This is a genomic window from Nonomuraea sediminis, from assembly GCF_018531495.1.
GTDB classification, from domain to species: Bacteria; Actinomycetota; Actinomycetes; order Streptosporangiales; family Streptosporangiaceae; genus Nonomuraea; species Nonomuraea sediminis.
This window is the reverse complement of the sequence record NZ_JAHDTI010000012.1, coordinates 391,241-412,126: the sequence shown is the minus strand read 5'-3', so window position 1 is coordinate 412,126 and position 20,886 is coordinate 391,241. Positions and strand designations below refer to the sequence as shown.

At 70.5% G+C, this 20,886-nt stretch carries 20 protein-coding genes; 12 read left to right on the top strand and 8 right to left on the bottom strand.

Features of this window, described 5'->3' with window-relative positions:
* Window positions 1–2: 2 nt before the first annotated feature.
* Window positions 3–1,004, bottom strand: coding sequence for a zinc-dependent alcohol dehydrogenase family protein (locus KIK09_RS41850; protein ID WP_214325048.1), 1,002 nt, complete (start codon window positions 1,002–1,004; stop codon window positions 3–5).
* Window positions 1,005–1,069: 65 nt separating this feature from the next.
* On the opposite strand from KIK09_RS41850, the gene KIK09_RS41845 reads away from it, so the two are divergent.
* Window positions 1,070–1,387: an ArsR/SmtB family transcription factor gene (locus KIK09_RS41845; RefSeq protein WP_214325047.1), complete on the top strand. Its 318-nt coding sequence runs from the start codon at window positions 1,070–1,072 to the stop codon at window positions 1,385–1,387.
* An 88-nt stretch (window positions 1,388–1,475) separates the two neighbouring features.
* Window positions 1,476–3,749, top strand: coding sequence for a HelD family protein (locus tag KIK09_RS41840; RefSeq protein WP_214325046.1), 2,274 nt, complete (start codon window positions 1,476–1,478; stop codon window positions 3,747–3,749).
* 207 nt (window positions 3,750–3,956) lie between these two features.
* Here KIK09_RS41840 and KIK09_RS41835 read toward each other — a convergent pair whose 3' ends face one another.
* A complete protein-coding gene (locus KIK09_RS41835) occupies window positions 3,957–4,406 on the bottom strand; it encodes a MarR family winged helix-turn-helix transcriptional regulator (RefSeq protein WP_308164647.1) in 450 nt (149 codons plus the stop codon).
* A gap of 105 nt (window positions 4,407–4,511) precedes the next feature.
* Between KIK09_RS41835 and KIK09_RS41830 the strand changes: the two genes are divergently transcribed.
* The gene (locus KIK09_RS41830) at window positions 4,512–7,724 is read left to right on the top strand and encodes an efflux RND transporter permease subunit (RefSeq protein ID WP_214325044.1); all 3,213 of its coding nucleotides are present in this window, start codon (window positions 4,512–4,514) and stop codon (window positions 7,722–7,724) included.
* A gap of 198 nt (window positions 7,725–7,922) precedes the next feature.
* Here the strand turns inward: KIK09_RS41830 and KIK09_RS41825 are convergent, their stop codons facing one another.
* Window positions 7,923–8,234 (bottom strand): alpha-amylase inhibitor, encoded by a 312-nt coding sequence (locus KIK09_RS41825; protein WP_214325043.1) that lies wholly within the window; start codon window positions 8,232–8,234, stop codon window positions 7,923–7,925.
* 130 nt (window positions 8,235–8,364) lie between these two features.
* Here KIK09_RS41825 and purB point away from each other — a divergent pair, with 130 nt between their 5' ends.
* Complete coding sequence (purB, locus tag KIK09_RS41820; RefSeq protein WP_214325042.1) at window positions 8,365–9,795, top strand: adenylosuccinate lyase; 1,431 nt, start codon at window positions 8,365–8,367, stop codon at window positions 9,793–9,795.
* A 428-nt stretch (window positions 9,796–10,223) separates the two neighbouring features.
* Window positions 10,224–10,664, top strand: coding sequence for a GNAT family N-acetyltransferase (locus tag KIK09_RS41815; protein WP_214325041.1), 441 nt, complete (start codon window positions 10,224–10,226; stop codon window positions 10,662–10,664).
* 527 nt (window positions 10,665–11,191) lie between these two features.
* Here KIK09_RS41815 and KIK09_RS41810 read toward each other — a convergent pair.
* Complete coding sequence (locus KIK09_RS41810; RefSeq protein WP_250574601.1) at window positions 11,192–12,085, bottom strand: NADP-dependent oxidoreductase; 894 nt, start codon at window positions 12,083–12,085, stop codon at window positions 11,192–11,194.
* 70 nt (window positions 12,086–12,155) lie between these two features.
* Here KIK09_RS41810 and KIK09_RS41805 point away from each other — a divergent pair, with 70 nt between their 5' ends.
* On the top strand, window positions 12,156–12,761 hold the full coding sequence (locus KIK09_RS41805) for a TetR/AcrR family transcriptional regulator (RefSeq protein WP_214325040.1): 606 nt from the start codon (window positions 12,156–12,158) through the stop codon (window positions 12,759–12,761).
* Window positions 12,762–12,791: 30 nt separating this feature from the next.
* Window positions 12,792–13,019, top strand: a complete 228-nt coding sequence (locus KIK09_RS41800) for a zinc-binding dehydrogenase (RefSeq protein ID WP_214325039.1) — start codon at window positions 12,792–12,794, stop codon at window positions 13,017–13,019.
* Between the two features lie 263 nt (window positions 13,020–13,282).
* Here the strand turns inward: KIK09_RS41800 and KIK09_RS41795 are convergent, their stop codons facing one another.
* Window positions 13,283–14,020, bottom strand: coding sequence for a polyprenol monophosphomannose synthase (locus KIK09_RS41795; RefSeq protein ID WP_214325038.1), 738 nt, complete (start codon window positions 14,018–14,020; stop codon window positions 13,283–13,285).
* A gap of 293 nt (window positions 14,021–14,313) precedes the next feature.
* Between KIK09_RS41795 and KIK09_RS41790 the strand changes: the two genes are divergently transcribed.
* The 5 genes from KIK09_RS41790 (at window position 14,314) to KIK09_RS41770 (ending at window position 18,919) form a co-directional block, all read left to right on the top strand.
* Complete coding sequence (locus KIK09_RS41790) at window positions 14,314–14,787, top strand: carboxymuconolactone decarboxylase family protein (protein ID WP_214325037.1); 474 nt, start codon at window positions 14,314–14,316, stop codon at window positions 14,785–14,787.
* Window positions 14,788–15,318: 531 nt separating this feature from the next.
* Window positions 15,319–16,308 carry a DUF4037 domain-containing protein gene (locus tag KIK09_RS41785; protein ID WP_308164646.1) on the top strand — a complete coding sequence of 330 codons (990 nt, stop codon included), beginning with the start codon at window positions 15,319–15,321 and terminating at the stop codon, window positions 16,306–16,308.
* Window positions 16,309–16,492: 184 nt separating this feature from the next.
* Window positions 16,493–17,713, top strand: coding sequence for a riboflavin synthase (locus tag KIK09_RS59635; protein ID WP_214325035.1), 1,221 nt, complete (start codon window positions 16,493–16,495; stop codon window positions 17,711–17,713).
* Between the two features lies 1 nt (window position 17,714).
* A complete protein-coding gene (locus tag KIK09_RS41775) occupies window positions 17,715–18,464 on the top strand; it encodes a class I SAM-dependent methyltransferase (RefSeq protein ID WP_214325034.1) in 750 nt (249 codons plus the stop codon).
* Window positions 18,465–18,472: 8 nt separating this feature from the next.
* Window positions 18,473–18,919, top strand: coding sequence for a PaaI family thioesterase (locus tag KIK09_RS41770; protein WP_214325033.1), 447 nt, complete (start codon window positions 18,473–18,475; stop codon window positions 18,917–18,919).
* A 2-nt stretch (window positions 18,920–18,921) separates the two neighbouring features.
* On the opposite strand, the gene KIK09_RS41765 is transcribed toward KIK09_RS41770, so the two are convergent.
* From KIK09_RS41765 to KIK09_RS41755, 3 genes are read right to left on the bottom strand one after another with little or no spacing between them, the layout of a single operon-like run.
* Window positions 18,922–19,698: an SRPBCC family protein gene (locus tag KIK09_RS41765; RefSeq protein ID WP_214325032.1), complete on the bottom strand. Its 777-nt coding sequence runs from the start codon at window positions 19,696–19,698 to the stop codon at window positions 18,922–18,924.
* A complete protein-coding gene (locus KIK09_RS41760; RefSeq protein ID WP_214325031.1) occupies window positions 19,695–19,988 on the bottom strand; it encodes an ArsR/SmtB family transcription factor in 294 nt (97 codons plus the stop codon). Before KIK09_RS41760 ends, KIK09_RS41765 begins: the two co-directional genes overlap by 4 nt.
* 22 nt (window positions 19,989–20,010) lie before the next feature.
* Window positions 20,011–20,859, bottom strand: coding sequence for an alpha/beta fold hydrolase (locus KIK09_RS41755; protein ID WP_214325030.1), 849 nt, complete (start codon window positions 20,857–20,859; stop codon window positions 20,011–20,013).
* Window positions 20,860–20,886 lie beyond the last annotated feature (27 nt).

Sequence of the window (20,886 nt, the reverse complement as noted above, 5' to 3'; positions counted from 1 at the left end):
CCCTACTCGTGGTCGACGGTGACGACGATCTTGCCGAACTGGGTGCCGGACTCCATGTGCCGGTGGGCCTGGACGATGTCCTCCAGCGGGAACAGGCGGTCGACCACGGGCCGGAAGGCGCCCTCGCGCAGTCCTGAGGTGACGAACGCGGCGGCGCGGCGCAGCCGCTCGGGGTCCCTGGCGGTCTCGAGCATGGTGTAGGTGCGCATGTTGAGCGCGGGCATGCCCAGCTCGAAGCCCGGGTACGGGGTCGGCTGCCCGCTGAGCGCGCCGTACAGCGTCAGCGTCCCGCCGGGTGCCACCGCGCCGGCCAGCCGGGTGACGCCGGGGCCGGCGACGGCGTCGAAGACGTACTCGGCGCCGCGGCCGCCGGTCAGCGCGCGCACCCGGTCGGCCACGTCCTGCTCGTCGGAGACGATGACCTCGGCCGCGCCCTCCTCGATCAGGCGTCGCGCCTTGGCGCGGGTGCGGGTGACGGCGATCGGGGTGGCGCCGACCCGGTTGGCGGTGTGGATGGCGGCCAGGCCGACGCCGCTGGAGGCCGCGGTCAGCACCACCGTGTCACCGGCCCGCATCCCGCCGACCTCGACCAGCCCGCCGTAGGCGGTCACGTAGGGCATCCACACGGCGGCGCCGGCGACGGCGCCGACCTCGTCGGGGCGGTGCAGCAGCGCGGAGGCGGGCACGATCGCCCGCCTGGCGTACACGCCGTAGTCGTTCTGGGAGAAGTTCGGCACCACACTGACCGCCTGCCTGGGCTCGAAACCGGTCACCTGGGGGCCGACGGCCTCGATCACACCGGCGGCCTCGCTGCCGAGCCGGGAGGGCAGCTGTTTGACCGGTTCGATGTACACATCGCTGCGGAACAACGCCTCGGCCCTGTTGATCCCGATCGCGTCCACGCGGATCAGTACCTCGCCGGGTCCGGGCTCGCCGGGGTCGACCTCTTCCAGCCGCAACACCTCGGGCCCGCCGGTCTCATGAAAGCGCACAGTCGTCGTCATGCGGACCACTCTGGCCGCAAGTACGACGGCTGTCAAACTTTGATGATTGTCGTACTATGGGGCTCATGGGACGTACACCGGCGCATCCAGAGGTTTCCGTTTTCGACCTGCAGCGGGTGCTCGAGGCCGTGGTGGATCCGGTACGGCGCAGCATCGTCGTGCAGCTGGAGGCCGCCGGCCAGGACGTGGCCTGCGGCGGTTTCGACATCCCGGTCAGCAAGTCGACCGCCACCCACCACTTCAAGGTGCTGCGCGAGGCGGGCCTGATCAGGCAGTACTACGTGGGGACGTCGCGGATGAACGCGCTGCGCCGCGAGGAGATGGACCAGGCCTTCCCTGGCCTGCTCGACGCCCTGACCACACCGGAGGCCACGCGAGGCTGACCGTGGCTCGGGGCGGAGTGCTATGCTGATCTGTCGGACGGAATTTCTACACGCCCTGACAGACCTCCGGTTAGGAGTATAGCACGGAATGGCTAATCGTCAAGATGCTCTCAGCGAGGCCATGGCCACCGAGCAGGTCAAAGTCTCGATGCTGTACGGCAGGCTGGATGCGGCCAGGCAGCGGGCGCGCACGGCCCTGGGCGACGTCTACGCCAGGGGCACCACCGGCGGGACCAGGCAGGCGATGGTCGAGCGCGAGGTCTCCGCGGCCGAGCAGGCGCGCCGGCTGGCGCAGCTGAACGCGGTCGAGCGGGGCCTGTGCTTCGGCCGCGTCGACGACACCTCCGGCACCAGCACCTACATCGGCAGGATCGGGCTGCGCGACGAGGAACACGAGTCGGTCCTGATCGACTGGCGCGCCCCGGCCGCCCGCCCCTTCTACGTGGCCACCGCGAGCGATCCCGGCGAGCTGGTGCGCCGCCGCCACCTGCACCTGCGCGAGCGGACGGTGGTCGGCATCGACGACGAGGCCTTCGACCTGGAGCGGATGAGCGAGGGCGACCGCGACACGCTCGTCGGCGAGGCGGCCCTGCTGGCGGCGCTGCGCAGGGGCCGGACCGGCCGGATGGGCGACGTGGTGGCCACCATCCAGATCGAGCAGGACCGCGTCATCCGCTCCGCGCTGCAGGGGGCGCTGGTCGTGCAGGGCGGGCCCGGCACCGGCAAGACGGTCGCGGCGCTGCACCGCGCCGCCTTCCTGCTCTACACCCACCGCGACACGCTGGAGCGGCGCGGCGTGCTCGTGGTCGGGCCGAACCCGATGTTCCTGCGCTACATCAGCCAGGTCCTGCCCGCGCTGGGCGAGACGCAGGTGGTCATGGCCATGCTGGGCGAGCTGTTCCCCGGCGTGCGCACCGGCCTGCCCGACGAGCCGGGCGCCGCCGTCGTCAAGGGCGACGTGCGCATGGCCGAGCTGGTGGCGCGAGCCGTACGCGATCGCCAGCGCGTCCCCCGGGGCGATCTCGAGGTCGAGGTGGACGGGGTGCGGATGGTGGTGCCGCACGAGGAGTGCGTGCGGCTGCGCGAGCGGGCCAGGGCGGTGCGGCTGCCGCACAACATGGCGCGCAAGCTGTTCGTGACCGAGCTGCTGCGGCAGCTGGCCCTGGCCGAGGCGCGGGCGGTGGAGGCCGCGCTGCGCCTGGAGGAGATCGACTTCGGCGAGCCGGAGCTGAACGAGCCGATCGAGCTGGACAAGGACCTCGACGAGGTTGACCTGGAGCTGGCCGGCGAGCGGCTGTGGGGCGAGCCCGCGGTACGGCGGGCGGCCGAGGAGCTGTGGCCGGAGCTGACCCCGCAGCGGCTGATCGGCGAGCTGCTCGCCGACTCCGACACGCTGTGGGCGGTGTGCCCGTCGGGGCTGGACTGGGAGGCGCTGGTGCGCCCCGCGGACGCGCCGTGGACGGTGGGCGACGTGCCGCTGCTCGACGAGGCGGCCGAGCTGCTCGGCGAGGACGACACCGCCCGCCGCCTGGCCGACAGGCAGGCCGGCGACGACTGGCAGGAGCAGGAGCTGTACGCGCGCGAGGTGCTCGACGTCACCGGCCTGATGGAGGAGGGCATCTTCGTGCGGGCCGACGTGCTCGCCGAACGGCAGGCCGACGCGGGAGCGGAGCTGACCACCGCCGACCGGGCGGCGGCCGACCGGGCATGGGCCTACGGACACGTGATCGTGGACGAGGCGCAGGAGCTGTCGGCGATGGCCTGGCGGATGGTGATGCGCCGGGTGCCGGCCAAGTCGCTGACCGTGGTGGGCGACCTGGCCCAGACGGGGTCGGCGGCGGGGGCGAGCTCGTGGGGCCAGGTGCTGGATCCGCATCTGGCCGGGCGCTGGCGCGAGGAGCGGCTGATGGTCAACTACCGCACGCCGGTGGAGATCATGCGGGTGGCGGCCGACGTGCTGCGGTCCTTCGATCCCGGCCAGGAGGTGCCGGATTCGGTCCGCGAGGGCGAAGCCGAGCCGCGGGCGGTGCGGACCGGGCTGGGCGGGCTGCTGCGGGTGGTGGCCGAGGAGCTGGAGGCGATAGAGGAGGGGCAGGTCGGCGTCATCGTGCCCGATGCCCTGCACGAGGCCGTCTGCGCGCTGCTGCCGGCGGGGGATCTGGACGCCCAGGTGGTGGCGCTGACCGTGACGCAGGCCAAGGGCCTGGAGTTCGACGCGGTCGTGGTGGTGGAGCCCGGCTCCATCCTGGCGCAGTCCGAGATGGGGGGCAGGGACCTGTACGTGGCGGTCACCAGGGCCACGCGCCGCCTGACGGTGGTGTACGAGGACGTGCTGCCTGACGTGCTGGGTCGGCTGGCTTAGAAATCTACTTTGTAAAGGCGGTGGGTGAGTGAAAAATCGGCATCCACCCACCAAAACCCACTATCAACAGTGGAGGGACCGGCGCGGCCACGGTTCTGGATGGCGTTGCGGCGAGTTACTGTCACCGACTCGCCGCAAGCGCCGGTCGCGGGTCCTCAGCCGGAGTGCGGTGGGCGGCCGGTGGCCGTGGCCTGCCGTACAGGATCATCATTCGCATTCGAAGAGTTTGGCGGCCACGCGCTGGATCTCGGTGACGGCGTGGTCGAGGGCGCGCAGGGTGGCGGTGTCGAGGTGCTCCATGATGCGGCGGTAGTGCTCGAGGCCGGCTTCGCTGATGTCGGTCATGAGGCGCTGGCCCGCGGGGGTGAGTTCGACGCGGCGCACGCGGCGATCGTGGGGGTCCTCGCGGCGGGTGACCAGGCCGTGGCCGACGAGGCGGTCGACGATGCCGGTGACGGTGGCCAGGCCGACGCCGAGGCTGTGGGCGAGGTCCTGGCCGGAGGCCGAGCCGCTGACCGACAGAAGCATGACGACCTTGAGCTGGCGCATGGTGAGGTTGGTGGAGAACAGCGGTGATTCGTACTGGGCGAACAGTCGCCCCAGGTCGCGCTGGGTTTGGGTGATCCTTTGGATCAAATCTTCACGGTCGACGTCCACACTCACCTCTCGCTTCCTGAGAAGGTTATCAGGAAAGTCAAAGCTCCCTAAATATTTGTCTAGGGCGAAGTGTTAATGTGGGGCGAACTCTTGAAGGGGACTCCCATGACCGCTCTCGCCCGGTTGAGTCTTGCCAACCGCACGCTCGTGATCTTGATGGCGTTGGTGCTCAGCGCGTTCGGCGTTTTCGCGATTCCGCAGCTCAAGCAGCAGTTGCTGCCCTCGCTCTCTTTCCCTGGCGCGTTCGTGATCGCCCCGTACGTGGGGGCGTCGCCGGAGATCGTCGAGGATCAGGTGACCAAGCCGATCGAGGATTCCTTCCAGGGCATCCCCGGTCTTGAGAAGATCACTTCGGTGTCGAAGGAGGGCTTGGCGCAGGTCCAGGTCGCCTTCGAGTACGGGACCGACATCGAGTCGTCGGTCAGCAAGATGCAGCAGGCGGTGAGCCGGATCCAGGCGCAGCTGCCCGATGGCGTGGATCCGCAGGTGGTGGCCGGTAACACCGACGACATCCCGGTGCTGGTGCTGGCGGTGGGTGACGGCGGCGACGAGCGGGCGATGGCCGACAAGCTGCGCAAGATCATGGTGCCGGAGTTGCAGGGCATCGAGGGGGTGCGGGAGGCGCAGGTCACCGGCACTCGTGACGAGGTCGTGACGATCACGCCGGATGCCAAGAAGATGGCTCTGCACGGGGTTTCCGCGGCGCAGATTCCTGATGTGTTGAAGGCCAATGGCACGCCGATTCCGGCGGGGACGTTGACGGCGGACAACAAGTCGCTGTCGGTGCAGGTCGGTTCGCGGGTGGATTCGATCGCCAAGCTGAAGGATCTGTATCTGACGCCGGCGCAGCCGCAGGCGGTCCCGCAGCAGGCTCAGGGCAGGCCGCAGTCCGGTCAGCCGCAGGCGGGCCGCCCCCCGGCGCAGCAACAGCAGCAGGTGCCGGTGCAGCAGCCGAAGCCGCTCAAGCCAGTCAAGCTGGGTGATGTCGCCGAGATCAAGCAGGGTCTGGCCGACGCGACGACGATCACGCGGACGGACGGCAAGACGAGTCTGGGTGTGTCGGTCACGATGACGCCCGACGGGAACGCGGTGTCGATCTCGGACGCGGTGCGCGACAAGCTGCCGGAGCTGACCAAGCAGCTGGGTGATTCGTCGGACACGGCGGTCGCGGTGGTGTTCGACCAGGCGCCGTATGTGACGGAGTCGATCGAGTCGCTGACGACCGAGGGTCTGCTGGGGCTGGCGTTCGCGGTGCTGGTGATCCTGGTGTTCCTGCTGTCGGTGCGGTCGACGCTGGTGACGGCGGTGTCGATCCCGCTGTCGGTGGTCATCGCGTTGATCGCGCTGTGGGCGGGCGACTATTCGCTGAACATGCTGACGCTGGGCGCGTTGACGATCGCGGTGGGCCGGGTGGTCGACGACTCGATCGTGGTGTTGGAGAACATCAAGCGACATCTGGGGTACGGCGAGGCCAAGCTGTCGGCGATCCTGGCGGCGGTGCGTGAGGTTTCGGGCGCGGTGACGGCGTCGACGCTGACGACGGTGGCGGTGTTCGCGCCGATCGCGGTGGTGGGCGGCATGGTGGGCGAGTTGTTCGGCCCGTTCGCGATCACGGTGTCGGTGGCGTTGCTGGCGTCGTTGCTGGTGTCGCTGACGGTGGTGCCGGTGCTGGCGTACTGGTTCCTGAAGGCGCCGAAGCTGACTCCTGAGCAGGCGCGGGTGCAGCGTGAGGCGGCCGAGGCGCGTGAGCTGCGCAGCCCGTTGCAGCGCGCGTATCTGCCGGTGTTGCGGTTCGCGACACGGTTCAAGCTGGTGACGGTGCTGATCGGGTTGGCGGTGTTCGTCGGCACGATGGGGTTGGCGGGCAGGTTGCAGACCAACTTCCTGGATTCTTCCGGTCAGAACACGATCGCGATCAGTCAGAAGATGCCGGTGGGCACGGATCTGGCGACGACGGACGCGGCTGCCAAGCGGGTGGAGTCGGTGCTGTCGCAGGTTGACGGGGTGGAGACGTACCAGGTCAACGTGGGTGGCGGTAACCAGATGCGCGGCGGTGTGGGTGGCGGCGCTGACCGGGCCTCCTACAACGTGACGGTGAAGGACGGTTTCGACACGCCGAAGCTGGAGCAGGCGCTGCGTGACCGGCTGGCGGGCTTGTCGGGGGTGGGTGAGGTGAAGGTCGGCGGTGCTGAGTCCGGCGGTTTCTCCTCCGACTCGGTTCAGGTGGTGGTGAGTGGCGCTGACACCACGGCGCTGAACACGGCGGCCGAAACGGTGAAGACGGCGATGACGCAGGTGTCGGGGCTGCGGGATGTGGCTTCGGATCTGGAGGCCAGTGCGCCGCGGATCGAGGTGCAGGTCGATCGGGAGAAGGCCGCGGCCAAGGGGTTGTCGGAGGCTCAGGTCGGTCAGGCGGTGGCGCAGGCGTTCAGGGGTGCGCCGCTGGGGCAGATCACGATGGATGGTCGTTCTTCTGACCTGGTGTTGCGTGGCGGTGACGCGCCGGCTGATGTCGCGGCGGTGGAGAAGTTGAAGCTGCCGACCGCGGGCGGGCTGGTGAAGCTGTCGTCGGTGGCCGAGGTCAAGCAGGTGGCGGGGCCGACGCAGGTGACCAGGATCGATGGTGATCGTTCTGCGACGGTGTCGGCGAAGACGACCGGTAGTGACCTGGGTGCGGTGACGCAGGAGCTGAAGAAGAAGCTGGACGCGACGGGCGTGGCCTATGAGATGGGCGGCGCGTCGGCGGATCAGCAGAAGGCGTTCTCGGATCTGGGGCTGGCGATGCTGGCGGCGATCGCGATCGTCTTCATGATCATGGTGGCGACGTTCCGGTCGTTCGTGCAGCCGCTGATCCTGCTGGTGTCGATTCCGTTCGCGGCGACGGGCGCGGTGGGGTTGCTGGTGGCGACCGGCACGGCGATGGGTGTGCCGGCGCTGATCGGCATGCTGATGCTGATCGGGATCGTGGTGACGAACGCGATCGTGCTGATCGACCTGATCAACCAGTATCGGGAGCAGGGCATGGGCGTGGTCGAGGCGGTGATCGAGGGTGGCCGGCGCAGGTTGCGGCCGATCCTGATGACGGCGGTGGCCACGATCTGCGCGCTGACGCCGATGGCGTTGGGGATCACGGGCAAGGGCGGGTTCATCTCGCAGCCGCTGGCGATCGTGGTGATCGGCGGGTTGATCTCCTCGACGCTGCTGACGCTGGTTCTGGTGCCGACGCTGTACACGATGGTGGAGCGGGCCAAGGAGCGGATGCGCCGCAAGCCTGCCGAGCCGAAGCACGAGGCGCGCGAGCTGACGCCGACGGGCTGAGTTCGTCTCTGGTGGTGGCGGGCCGCCGTTGCGGCCCGCCACCGCTTGTTTCTGGTACGGCGGGCCGCCCTTACGGCCGCCGGCCGTACTTCGGTTGCGGGCCTGTGACCGGCGCTGCCGGCGAGTCGGCGACGGTGGCCCGCCGCAACGGGGCACGGGACCGGTTTGGCGTGGCCAAGCGGTCCCGTGCTTGCGTTGTCAGGCGCACCACCAGCGGATGCCCTGCCACTGGGCGAAGTAGCGGGTCCACTGGTTCCAGTGGCTGCCGCCGGGCTGCAGGACGACGCAGCTGGGGTCGGGGCCGCGGCGCTTGACCTGGTAGGAGACGGCGTAGTTGCAGTTGTTGGTGACCTTGACCGTCTGGGTGACCTTGCCGGTCCAGTGCTGGACGCTGACGCACCAGCTGGCCGCGGCGGCGCTGGTGGCCGTGGTGGCCTGGGCGGGGGTGGCGCCGAGGGCGCCGAGTGAGATGGCGGCGGCCGCGGCGGCGGTGCCGATGATGGTTCGCATGTGATGTCCTCCCCGTGTGGGTTGTGCTGATGGGCAGGACGGTAGGTCGGGCTGTGTTGATGTTGTGTTGAGTCCGTGTTGAGGGTGGCCGCGCCGTACCGGGTGGTGGGCGCTAATACACTGGGGCGATGTGACGCTGAAGCCGCATATCCCTGATGTCCTGGCCGCCCGGTACGCCTCGCCGGAGCTGGCTCGCCTGTGGTCTCCCGAGTACAAGGTCGTGGCCGAGCGCCGGCTGTGGCTGGCGGTGCTGCGGGCGCAGGCCGAGCTGGGGGTGGCGGTGCCTGAGGGGGCGGTCGCCGCTTACGAGAAGGTGGTCGAGCAGGTCGATCTGGCCTCGATCGCCGAGCGGGAGCGGGTGACCCGGCACGATGTGAAGGCCCGCATCGAGGAGTTCAACGCGCTGGCCGGGCACGAGCAGGTGCACAAGGGCATGACCTCGCGTGACCTGACCGAGAACGTGGAGCAGCTGCAGATCCGCGACAGTCTGCTGCTGGTACGTGACCGGGTGGTGGCGTTGCTGGCGCGGCTGGCCAGCCTGGCCGAGCAGCACGAGGCGACCGTGGTGGCGGGCCGTTCGCACAATGTGGCGGCGCAGGCGACCACGCTCGGCAAGCGGTTCGCGACGGCGGCCGATGAGCTGCTGGTGGCCTTCCGGCGGCTGGAGGAGCTGGTGGAGCGCTATCCGCTGCGCGGCATCAAGGGGCCGGTGGGCACGGCGCAGGACATGCTGGACCTGCTGGGTGGCGACCGGGCCAGGCTGGCGGCGCTGGAGGAGCGGGTGTCGGGGCATCTGGGCTTTTCCCAGCGGTTCGTCAGCGTGGGTCAGGTGTATCCGCGTTCGCTGGATTTCGAGGTGGTGACGGCGCTGGTGCAGCTGGCGGCGGCGCCGTCGTCGCTGGCCAAGACGATCCGGTTGATGGCCGGGCACGAGCTGGTCACCGAGGGGTTCAAGGAGGGGCAGGTCGGTTCGTCGGCGATGCCGCACAAGATGAACACCCGTTCCTGTGAGCGGGTCAACGGCCTGACGGTGGTGCTGCGGGGTTACGCCTCGATGGTGGGGGAGCTGGCCGGCGATCAGTGGAACGAGGGCGACGTGTCGTGCTCGGTGGTGCGGCGGGTGGCGTTGCCGGATGCGTTCTTCGCCTTCGACGGGCTGGTGGAGACGATGCTGACGGTGCTGGACGAGTTCGGCGCGTTCCCTGCGGTGATCTCGGCGGAGCTGGATCGGTATCTGCCGTTCCTGGCGACGACGAAGATGCTGATGGCCGCGGTGCGGGCGGGTATGGGCCGTGAGCAGGCGCATGAGCTGATCAAGGAGCACGCGGTCGCGGCGGCGCTGGCGATGCGTGCCAGCGGGGTGGGTAACCGGCTGCTTGATCTGCTGGCGGCCGACGAGCGTTTCCCGCTGGACCGGGCGCGGCTGGATGAGCTGCTGGCCGATCGGGTGTCGTTCACGGGCGCTGCCGCCGATCAGGTGGAGGCGGTGTCGCAGCAGGTGGGTCAGGTCGTGGCGGCATATCCGGAGGCGGCTGCTTATCGGCCCGGCGCCATCCTGTGATCGTCGAGCTCGACACGGTCGGGCGGCTTCGTTCGGCGTGCGGGGACGACGATCTGGTCGTGTGGGTGGCTCAGGGGCTTTCGGGCGGTTTTCGCGCGTGGGCGTCGGGTGACGCGGTGGTGGCGGCGGGGCCTGGGGTGTCGCGCCGTGACCGGCTGGCGGTCTGGGGTGGTACGGCTGCCGCCGCGTCTTTGGTGCGGCATGCGCTGGGGGAGCTGGGGCCGTCGTATCGGCCGTTCGGTGACGCCGCGTTGGTGCGTGCGGTGTCGCGCCGGGTGCCTGGGCTGCGGGTGGCCGGGGAGTTTCTGTGGATGAGCCTGGCTCCTGCCGGCGGGGCTTCTTCTGGGCTTCCCGGCGCGCCCGGGCCTGTTGACGCGCCGGGGCCCGTTGACGCAGCGGGGTTTGTAGGCGTGTCGGGGATTGCTGGCGTGCCGGGGTTAGTGGGCGTGGCGGCTCACGGGGGTGCGCCCGCGTCGCGGGGCGGTGGCTCGGAGGTCGGGTGGCTGGCGGTCGAGGAGGAGCCTGAGGTGGCCGAGATGCTGGCCAGGGAGGCTCCGGGGTCGTATGCGGTGCCCGGGATCGCGGGTGTGCGGCGATGGGCGGGCATCCGGCTGGACGGGGTGCTGGCGGCGGTGGCGGCCGACGCCTGGAGCGCGCCGAGCGTGGGGTTGCTGGCCGGGGTGGCCACGGACGCGCGTTTCCGGGGGCGCGGGCTGGCGGCCAGGGTGTGCGGGTGGGTCACCCAGCACCTGCTGGCCCGCCACGGCCGCGCGGCCCTCATGGTCGACGGCGACAACCTCGCCGCCATCACGGTCTACGAACGCCTCGGCTACCACCCTCGCCCCGTAGCAGCCGCCGCCCTCACCTGACACCCACGTAGACGGCTCCCCGCAGGCCCACGTCCTGTGAGCTCCTCGCTGATGCGCGAGGAGCTCGTGGCGCCGGCGCAGTGCTGACGCGACACCACGCACACCACCACCCCCCAGGCGCCGGGTCAGCCCGGAACTCCCATAGCTACGGCGAGGGGCAGAGTAGGTACGGTTGTTAGGAACTGCGTGCGGTCGTCGTGCTCGGGTAGTTGTGTCGCCAGCTGACGCATGATCGGGTACTCGTCGGGGTCGAGTTGCGCCCACCGTGCGGCGATGTCTTCGAGTACGGCCGTGCGGGTGGAGGCGGGCGCGGGCGGCGTTCTGTCCGGCGACGCCGAGGATGTAGTTCCCGAGCGCGGATTCGCAGTCGAACTGTGCTCGCCGGTGGACACCGAGCGCCTGGAGGTGCCCGCCGCCGTAAGGGCAGGGCAGCATGATCCGCCGCTCCATCACCTGGCGGAACCTGCATGCAGACAACGTCTGCCTCCGTCAGATCGTCACCAGGGCGAACGTCGTCTAAGGCGGCACTAGACGAGGATGACGCGGCGGCCGCGTGTGTGGCCGGCGCGGCTGTCGATGTGCGCCTTTGCGGCTTCGGCCAGCGTGTAGGTCTTGTCGACCGGGATGTGGAGCTTCCCCCGCGCGATGAGCGCGGCGGCCTCGGCGAGTGCTTCCGGCACGCTTCCGGCCTCGCCGGAGAATCGGACGCCGAACTGCGGCGCGCTGAGGTCGGCGATGGAGACGACCTTCTGCGGGTCCCGGGTCAGCTCCAGGAGTTCGGGAATCACGCCGGAGCCGGCGAGATCGAGGGCTGCGTCGATGGGACCGAGCCGGCGCACTCTGTCGACCCAGCCGGGGCCGTATGTCGTGGCGAGGGCACCGAGGCTGCGCAGATAGTCCTGGTTGGCCGCCCCGGCCGTGCCGATCACCGTGATGCCACGGTCGCGGGCGATCTGCAGCACCGCGGACCCGACTCCGCCGGAGGCGCCACTGACAAGGAGCGTCTGCCCGGGTTGGACGCCGACCTGGCCGATGATGCGCAGCGCGGTCTCGACCACGGAGGGATACCCGGCCGCCTCTTCGAAGGACAGGCCGTCGGGCATCCGAGCCCAGGCCGAGAGCACGGCGAACTCGGCGTAGGTGTCAGCGCCTTCGCCGAACACGCGGTCGCCGATTTCGAACCCTTCGACGCCGTCCCCGATCTCGTCGACCACTCCTGAGGCGTCCAGTCCGACTCCGGCGGGCAGCTGGATCGGATGGGCCTTCAGGATCTGGCCTTCACGGATTCTCCAGTCGACGGGGTTCACGCCTGCTGCCCGCACCGCTATGCGTACCTGGCCGGGGCCCGCGTGGGGTTCCTCGGCCTCAATGATGTGCAGGACGTCCGGACCGCCGAACTCGGTGAAGTTCACTTTCTTCATGCGGCAGACCATAACACTAACGGTTAGCTTTTTGAAACGGTTGTGTTTTCGCACCTGGTAGTGTGAGCTCATGACCGAGCAGCCCGGACGCCGCGAGCGCAAGAAGGCCGCAACCCGCCAGAAGATCGCCGGCACCGCCCTGCGCCTGTTCGCCGAGCGCGGCTACGACGCGGTGGGCATCCGCGAGGTGGCCGCCGAGGCCGACGTGGCCGTGACCACGCTCTTCTCCCACTTCAGCTCGAAGGAAGCCCTGGTCTTCGAGCAGGACGAGGACTTCGAGCAGCGCCTCGTACTGGCGGTCACCGACCGCCGGCCGTACGAGGCGCTCATCCCCGCCCTGCGCCGCGAGATCCACGCCATGGTGCAGCACTGCACGGCGGACGGCGCCGCCCCGCTGTGGCGCATGATCGAGGAATCACCGGCGCTGCGGCAGTACGAGGAGTCGATGAGGCAGCGCCACGCCCGGTCGCTGGCAACGGCCATCGCCGCCGACCTGGACTTGCCGCAGACCACGCCGACCTGCAGCGCGATCGCACGCTTCGTGGTCGACGCCTTCTCGGTCGCCCGCGAAACGGACGACCCGCAAACCGCGGTGGACGAGATCTTCCGCATGATCGAGGCGGCTTGGGCGGTCGCCGGTGCCACTCCACCTACGCGGGAGAGCGTTGCGGTGTGAGGCGCAGGTGCCCCCACCCCCGACTTCGGCATGGCACTGTTCGTGAACTTCCAGCAGTCCTGGACCATCTCGACCCTCAGTCTCAGCAGCGCACCGTCGAAGACCGCCGCCGAGACCTTCGCACTCGTCTTCGCCGACTTGCGGGAAGGCCGCCTGAAGCCGGTGGTGCACGGCACCTTCCCGCTGGACGAAGCCGCGGCCGCGCACACTCTGCTGGAGTCCCGCGCCACCTTCGGCAAGATCGTTCTGACCGTCTGATTCGGCGGGACGAGCAGATCACCCGGTTGTACTGCCTGATGGGTGGTTCGCCTGGCCGGAAGCAGCGGCTGTCGGCCCGCCCGGACGGTGCTGCGGTCGACGCGGCGCGTGTGCCTGCCGTACCTGGTCGTTGCGTTGGCCGGTCACAGGTACGGCAGGCACACGCGCAGGTGGCTGGGCGCCCCGGCGGCCACCCGGGATCGCCAGGCCTGCAGGACGGCGGGCGCGGTGTCGGCGAACAGGTTCTTCGGCTTCGGGAGGGGTCAGCGTTTGAAGAGGAGGCGCCAGGGCATCAGGGCGGATTCGAGTTGTACGCGCAGGCTCATCTTGGATGCCCCGGCGTGGCGGTCGGAGAAGTGGATGGGGATCTCCACGATCGTCATTCCGGCCTTGGTGGCGCGGTAGTGCATTTCGACCTGGAAGCTGTAGCCGCCGGAGGAGATGTCGGCAAGGTCGAGTTCGGCCAGGCTGGTGGCGCGCCAGATCTTGAAGCCGGCCGTGACGTCGCGCAGCCGCATCCGCAGGATCGCCCGTACGTAGAAGCCCGCCCACGCCGACAGTGCCCTCCGGTGCCAGCTCCATTCGGCCGCGAGCGTCCCGCCGGGCACGTAGCGGCTGCCGATGACGCACGCCGCTTCGGTGGCCTCGGCCGTGCCCAGCAGCCGGGGTACGGCGTCGACCGGGTGTGACAGGTCGGCGTCCATCTGGACCACGTAGTCGGCGCCGTGGGCCAGGGCGGTGTTGAGCCCTTCGACGTAGGCGCGGCCGATGCCTTGCCGTCCCGGCCGGTGCACGACCTCGACCCGGCCCGGGTGCGTTTCCGCCAGCTCGTCGGCGATCTTGCCAGTGCCGTCGGGGGAGTTGTCGTCAACCACGAGCAGCCGCAGCCCGTCGACCGGCAACGCCAACAGCTGCTCGGCGATAAGCGGCAGGTTGTCGGCCTCGTTGTAGGTCGGGATCACCACGGTGACCGTCGGGGGGCGTTCCTTGCTCGTCGGCATCCCCGCCACTTTAGCGCCCGTCCGTCCCCCCAGGGGCCCGGCCTTACGCGCTGTTCACCTGCTCCTGTATGGCAGGCCACCCCACCGCCCCCGTCCCGCGGTGCTGCCAAGGCTTGACCGGGCTGCCAAGACTCGACGCACCATCGAACGCACCGAACTCGCTCCGCCGTCAGCGACGTCATCGCGACGGAGTGGCCTATGGCCCCGAGGGGCGTCTCATTCGTCCGGCGGTCACACTTTGCCGAGTTCATCCGTCAGTGGGGTGTAACAGCGAACACGGATAGGAGATCCTTATGGACGCCCGTTTCAACTACTACGGCAACCCCGTCGTGGCCAAGTACATGAAGTACCTCCAGTCGGCGGGCAAGGTCCTGGCGGACTCGACGTTGCCGGCCGCGACGCGGCATCTGGTGGAGATCCGGGCCAGCCAGATCAATGGCTGCGCCGTCTGCGTCGACATGCACACCAAGGACGCCGCGCACGCCGGGGAAACCTCAGTGCGCCTGAACCTGATCGCGGCCTGGCGGGAGGCCACGGTCTTCACCGACGCCGAGCGGGCCGCCCTGGAACTGACCGAGCAGGGCACCCGCCTCGCCGACGCCGCCGGTGGCGTCACCGACGAGGCCTGGGCGAATGCCGCCAAGCACTACGACGAGGACCAGCTCGCGGCTCTGGTGTCCGGCATCGCCCTCATCAACACCTGGAACCGGATGAACGTCATAGTCCAGCAGCCCGCCGGCGACTACCAGCCCGGCCAGTTTGGGTAACCCGACAGACGCCAGATCGTGGGAACCGCTGGACGCCGGGCGGCCCCAGCTTGACGTCTTGACCGCCAGACCGGGCTATCGGGCGGGAAGCATCGCCAGGCCGGGGCTGGCCGGGTGGAGAGCTAAGGCACGCCGGGTTGGCCACCCGTTAAGGCAGGCCGGGTTGGCCAGGCGTGCGGCAAGGGGGCGAGTACGCCGGGGCCCGCGCCGCCGGACACATTCTGGCGTTCTCAGGCGCCGAGTTGGCGAGAAGAGGTCCGGCGCCGGGTGTGGCGGGAAGCGGGGCCGAGGAGCGGGGTTCCGGATGGCGTGGCGGCGGCCTGCCGTACAGAAGAGACATCCATCGCCGTACAGAAGAGATCGCCGTACAGGAGCGGTATCCGCAAGCACGCACAGAGCTGCACGGAGGGGGCTCTGAGCTGGGCGGACATAATTCGGGTGTGCCGGAACCTTGGGTCAGGCAGAGTTGACGGGGTGATGTCCGATTTTGTGCCGGGGATTGAGCTTTCCCGGGCGTTTTATGGAGAAGTGGTGGCGCCGCGGCTGGCCGGGGTGCCGCACAGTGCCGCGTTGATCGGGCCCGGCTCGGAGGTGCTGGCCTTCGACACGCAGCGTTCGGCCGATCATGACTGGGGGCCGCGCGTGCTGGTGTTCGTCGCGCCGGAGGATGTGGCCGAGGTGCGGGCTCGGGTGGTGGCGGGGTTGCCTGAGCGTTTCGGCGGTTATCCGACGGTGTTCGACTACCACGGCGTGGTCGGGCCCGGCGTGGTGGTGACGGATCTGGAGTCCTGGCTGCAGGAGCGGCTCGGGTTCGACCCGCGCCACGGGATGGGGCTGGTCGACTGGCTGGCGCCGCCGTGGCAGAGCCTGGCCGAGGTGACGTGCGGCGAGGTGTTCCACGACGGGCTGGGCGAGCTGGAGGAGGTGCGGCAGGCGCTGCGCTGGTATCCGCGTGACGTGTGGCGGTATGTGCTGGCCTGTCAGTGGCAGCGCATCTCGCAGGAGGAGCCGTTCCCCGGACGGTGTGCCGAGGTGGGCGACGAGATCGGCTCGGCGGTGGAGGGGGCGCGGCTGGCGCGGGAGGTGATGCGGCTGGCGCTGCTGCTGCGGCGCCGGTATCCGCCGTACGGCAAGTGGCTGGGCAGTGCGCTGGCCCGGGTGCCGGGGTCGGCGGAGCTGGCGGAGTCGTTGCGGCAGGCGGTGACGGCCCGTTCGTGGCGGGAGCGGGAGGAGGGGTTGTCGGCGGCGTACATGCGGCTGGCCAGAGTGCAGAACCGGATGGGTCTGGCGGCCGAACAGGACGTGCGGGTGCGGCCCTTCTTCGAGCGGCCGTTCCGGGTGATCGGCGGGGAACGGTTCGTGCGGGCGCTGCTGGCGGAGGTGAACGATCCTGCGGTGCTGGCATTGCCGCTGGTGGGGTGCGCGGACCAGGTGTCGGACTCGGTGGATCTGCTCACCCATCCCGACCGGGCGCGGGCCGTCACCGTGGCCGCTCTCGGCCTGCATCAAGCCGCCGCTTGAGCGCTCGGGCCGCCGGGTGATAGAAGGTTGTTCGGTGCGATTCCAAGGTGCGGCGGTGACAGCCCGCCGGTTCCGCCGGTTGCGGCGGGACGACTCGGTGTGATTCCGGGCCATGCGGTGACACCCCGCCACCTCTCGGGCCTGCCTGGCCCCTGGTCTTCCTGCTGTGGAGAGGTGGTGTGGCATGTTCACCGGCAACATCGGGGAAATCGGCACGGTGGTGGCCGTCGACGAGGCGCGCATCGCGGTCAGCGCGCCCGAGGCGGCCGCCGGCGCGCCGGGTTCGATCTGCCTGAACGGCGTGGGCCTGACGGTCCTGCGGACCGCGGACGAGACGCGGGCGCTGGAGGCCTCGCTGTCGGCCGAGACCCGGCGCAGGTCGACGCTCGACCAGATCAGGCCGGGCGCGCGGGTCAACGTGGAGGCGCCGCTGGCGCTGGGTGACCCGCTGGCCGGTCACCTGGTCCAGGGAAACGTCGACGCCGTCGGGAAGGTCGTGCGGATCGACGACGAGGGGGCCGCGCGGCGGGTGTGGATCAAACCGCCCGAGCGGTTCCTCTCGCTGATCGTGGCGAAGGGGCAGATCGCGGTCGACGGCGTCAGCCTGACCGTCGCCGAGGTGGCGCGCGACCGGTTCGCGGTGACATTGATCCCGCTGACGCTGCAGGCCACCACGCTGTCGCGGCTGTCGGCCGGCGATCGGGTGAACCTGGAACCCGACCTGGTGGTCCGTCTGGTGCGGCGCCGCTCGCCGGGCCTGGAGCGGGAGGTGGCCGGCGTGGTCGCGGCGCTCGCCTGGTCGGGGCGGCGCTCGGGCGGGCGGGGTGTGCAGCAGGCGCTGACGCAGCTGGCCGCCGGGGGAGCGGTGGTGATCTGGGACCCCGACCGGGAAGGCGAGGGCGACGTGGTGTTCGCGGGGGCGCGGCTGCGGCCTGAGGCGTTCACCTTCCTGCTCACCCAGGTGTGCGGGCATCCGACGGTGCCGTGCGCTCCGGAGGTCCTGGACCGGCTGGAGATCGGCCCCGTCCCCGGCCCGGGCGACCGGCACGGCACCCGCCCGCACGTCCCGGTGGATCTGGCCGCCGCGACCGGCACCGGGGTGTCGGCCGCTGAACGCGCCGCGACCGTGCGCCGCCTGGCCCACCCGGAGGCCCGGCCGCAGGACTTCCTGCGGCCCGGGCACGTGTTCCCGCTGGCCGCCCGCCCGGGAGGGCTGCCCGAGCGCGCCGGCCACACCGAGGCGACCGTCGCCTTGTGTGTGGCGGCGGGGCTGCCGCCCGTCGGGGTGTGCTGCGAGGTCATGAACGCCGACGGCACCATGGCGGGCGCCGCCGACCTGGAGGTCGCCGCCCTGCGCTGGGGGCTGCCCCTGCTGGACGTGGCCGACCTCAGGAAGCATCTGTGACGTGAACGCCAACCCGTACCAGAGGATCGGCCTCGGCTACGCCGACCACCGCCGCCCCGATCCGCGGATCGCCGGCCTGATCGACCACGCTCTGGGATCGGCCCGCACGGTGGTCAACGTGGGCGCCGGGACCGGCTCCTACGAGCCGTACGGCCGGCAGGTCACCGCCGTGGAGCCGTCCAGCGTGATGATCGCCCAGCGTCCCCGCGGCGCGGCGCCGGTCGTCCAGGGTTACGCCGAGTGCCTGCCCTTCCCCGACCGGTCGTTCGACGCCGCGATGGCGATCCTCACCGTCCACCATTGGACCGACGTGGCCGCGGGCCTGGCCGAGCTGCGCCGGGTGTCGGCCCGGCAGGTCGTCCTGACCTGGGATCCCGTCGTCACGGCCCGGTTCTGGCTGGTCGCGGAGTATCTCCCGGAGATCGCCGCGGCCGATGCCCGGCTCGCCGCCCTCGACGTCGTCCTGCATCACCTGGGGCCGGCTTCCGTCGTCGCGGTCCCGGTGCCGGCCGACTGCACCGACGGGTTCCTGGGCGCGTACTGGCGTCGCCCGCACCGCTACCTCGACCCGCGGGTCCGCGCCGCCATCTCCGCGCTGGCGGCGCTCGAGCAGGAGCCGGTCGAGCGGGCGGTGCGGCGCCTGGCCGCCGACCTGGCCACCGGGGGCTGGCACGAACGCCACCGGGATCTTCTCGGCGCCGACACCCTCGACCTGGGCTACCGCCTGGTCACGACCACCTCGCGGGATTGACAGGAGCCATGGAAGACGAGATGCAGGCGCGTATCAGGGCCAGTTTCGAACGGCAGGGGCTGATGCGTCATCTCGGTGCCCGCATCGTGCACATCGCGCCCGGATGCGTGCGCATCGTGCTGCCCAGCCGGGCCGAGGTCACCCAGCAGCACGGCTACGTCCACGCGGGAGCCACCAGCGCCATCGCCGACAGCGCGGGCGGCTACGCCGCCTACACGCTGTTCCCGCAGGACACCTCGGTGCTGACCGTCGAGTACAAGATCAACCTGCTGGCGCCCGCCGTGGGCGATCATCTGGAGGCCGTGGGGACGGTCCTGAAGGCCGGGCGGACCCTGACGGTGTGCCGGCTGGAGGTGTTCGGCGTCCAGGACGGGCACAGGACGCTGGTCGCGGCGGGCCAGCAGACGCTGATCTGCGTGGCGGAAAGACCCGAGCAGCCGCGGGAGCGCCGCTGAGGTCACGCGGGCGGCAGGGCGGCCAGGCGGGCGCTGAGGGCTTCGGCGTGGGAGCGCCAGGCCGGAAGCAGGTCGGGGGCGGCGCCGGTGTGGGTGATGATGAGCCGGGCGCCCTGCCCGGTGCCCTGGGCCAGTTCGAAGCGGACGGGGCCGAACTCCACCAGCTTGGCCTCCTCCACCCGCGACACCGGCGCGGTCACGCCGAGGATGGTGAAGCCGGCGGGCGGGGGAGCGCCGAGGCTGATCGCGGGGCCCGACAGGGCCTGCCAGACCTGCGAGGCGTGGCGGGGCAGCTGGCGTTCCAGCCGGAGGGCGCCGTCGGCGAGGGTGCCGGAGATCAGACCGAGGATGGCGATGTAGTGCTCGTGCAGGGGCGCCATGTCCCCGCGCGCCTCGGGGGCGCGGCCGTCCAGCCGTACGGCCATGGCGGCGATGCAGGAGTGCCAGCCGGCGGCGAAGCTGGCGGCGCCGTAGTGGTCGGTGAAGGTGTGGGTGAAGATGAGCAGGCTGCCGTCGCCGTCGGGCCGGATCTCCCAGCGCAGCACGTCCTCGCCCCAGGTGTGGGCGAAGACGTGCGGCTCGTCGAGTTCCACGACCTTGCCGTCGGGGCCGAAGCCGTAGCCGACGACGTCGCCGCTGATGTTCATCTCGGTGGGGAACCACTGCCGGACCTCGGCCGGGTCGGTCAGCGCCCGCCACACCTTGGCCGGCGGATGGGCCAGGCGCCGCTCCATGCGCAGCGTGGTACGGCCGGCGTCGGTGGTGATGCGCTCGTTCACGAGTCCTCCATGGAGTCCAGGTGGCGCTCGAGGGAGTCGAGCAGCCGTCGGTAGGGGGCCAGCCAGGCGTCGATCTCGGCCAGAGGTTGCGGGCGCAGCTCGTACCAGCGGCGCTGGGCGTCCTTCCTGACGGTGACCAGCCCGGCCTCCCGCAGCACCCGCAGGTGCTTGGAGGTGCCGGGCTGGGTCAGGCCGAGTTCGGCGCTGAGCTCGCCGACCAGGCGGGGCCGCTGCAGCAGCAGATCGAGGATCTTGCGGCGTGCCGGTTCGGCGAGCACATCGAACGTCACCCCCCCTAATATACCCCGACGGCTATATACCTAGGAAGGCATGCAGCTGTTCGGCGACGACGCCGGGGGCGCCGCCCATCTCGGCGGGACCGGTGGCGCCGTGACCGAGGCCGGGCAGCTCCACCCGGCAGGCGTGCGGCAGCACCCTTTCCAGCGCGGTCAGGGCCAGCTTGAGGTAGGCGGGGCTCTTGCTGCCGCCCAGCAGCAGCACCTCGGCCTCGACCGCGGCGAACCCGGCCAGGTCGTCTTCGGTCTCCAGGACGATCCGCGCGTCGTTGTGCAGGCTGGGCGCCAGCTGGCGGAAGGTCGGCTCGCCCGGACGGGAGTCGGCCTCCTGGCGCTTCATCATCGCGTTGGTCATGGGCCGCAGCAGCCATTCGGGCATGGCGTTGAGCAGCGCCGGACCCATCTGGGTGCGCTTCATCCCCATCACCAGCGCGCCGCTGACATCGCCCGAGGCGATCCGGGCGTCGAAACGCGGCAGCCAGGAGGCGTCGTTGGAGCCGTTCACCGACAGCGGCGGCTCGAAGATGACGGCCTTGTCCAGTTCGGGCCGCTCCAGCGCGGTCTTGAGCGTGATGATAGCGCCCGAGCTGACGCCCAGCACCATGCGCGCCCCGCTGGCGTCCATCAGCGCCGACAGGTCCTCCACCTCGCGCTGGAGGCCGTAACGCGACCCCGACGGGCCGCTGGCGCCGCGGCCGCGCCGGTCGGGCAGGTAGCAGGTGTAGCGGTCCGACAGCGCCTCGGCCAGCAGCAGGTGGCTGTGGCTGGACTGCATGGCGCCATGCAGGATGATCAGCGCGGGTCCGCGGCCCAGCCGCCGGTAGGCGATCGTGGTGCCGTCCTTGGAGATCACGTGCTCAGTCATGGTCGTGGTTTCCCTTCGCATGAGCGG

Coding starts and splice junctions, on each gene's coding strand:
- KIK09_RS41850 (WP_214325048.1), bottom strand. CDS start 1,004: ATGACGACGACTGTGCGCTTTCATGAGACCGGCGGGCCCGAGGTGTTG.
- KIK09_RS41845 (WP_214325047.1), top strand. CDS start 1,070: ATGGGACGTACACCGGCGCATCCAGAGGTTTCCGTTTTCGACCTGCAG.
- KIK09_RS41840 (WP_214325046.1), top strand. CDS start 1,476: ATGGCTAATCGTCAAGATGCTCTCAGCGAGGCCATGGCCACCGAGCAG.
- KIK09_RS41830 (WP_214325044.1), top strand. CDS start 4,512: ATGACCGCTCTCGCCCGGTTGAGTCTTGCCAACCGCACGCTCGTGATC.
- KIK09_RS41825 (WP_214325043.1), bottom strand. CDS start 8,234: ATGCGAACCATCATCGGCACCGCCGCCGCGGCCGCCGCCATCTCACTC.
- KIK09_RS41810 (WP_250574601.1), bottom strand. CDS start 12,085: ATGAAGAAAGTGAACTTCACCGAGTTCGGCGGTCCGGACGTCCTGCAC.
- KIK09_RS41805 (WP_214325040.1), top strand. CDS start 12,156: ATGACCGAGCAGCCCGGACGCCGCGAGCGCAAGAAGGCCGCAACCCGC.
- KIK09_RS41800 (WP_214325039.1), top strand. CDS start 12,792: ATGGCACTGTTCGTGAACTTCCAGCAGTCCTGGACCATCTCGACCCTC.
- KIK09_RS41795 (WP_214325038.1), bottom strand. CDS start 14,020: ATGCCGACGAGCAAGGAACGCCCCCCGACGGTCACCGTGGTGATCCCG.
- KIK09_RS41790 (WP_214325037.1), top strand. CDS start 14,314: ATGGACGCCCGTTTCAACTACTACGGCAACCCCGTCGTGGCCAAGTAC.
- KIK09_RS59635 (WP_214325035.1), top strand. CDS start 16,493: ATGTTCACCGGCAACATCGGGGAAATCGGCACGGTGGTGGCCGTCGAC.
- KIK09_RS41770 (WP_214325033.1), top strand. CDS start 18,473: ATGGAAGACGAGATGCAGGCGCGTATCAGGGCCAGTTTCGAACGGCAG.
- KIK09_RS41755 (WP_214325030.1), bottom strand. CDS start 20,859: ATGACTGAGCACGTGATCTCCAAGGACGGCACCACGATCGCCTACCGG.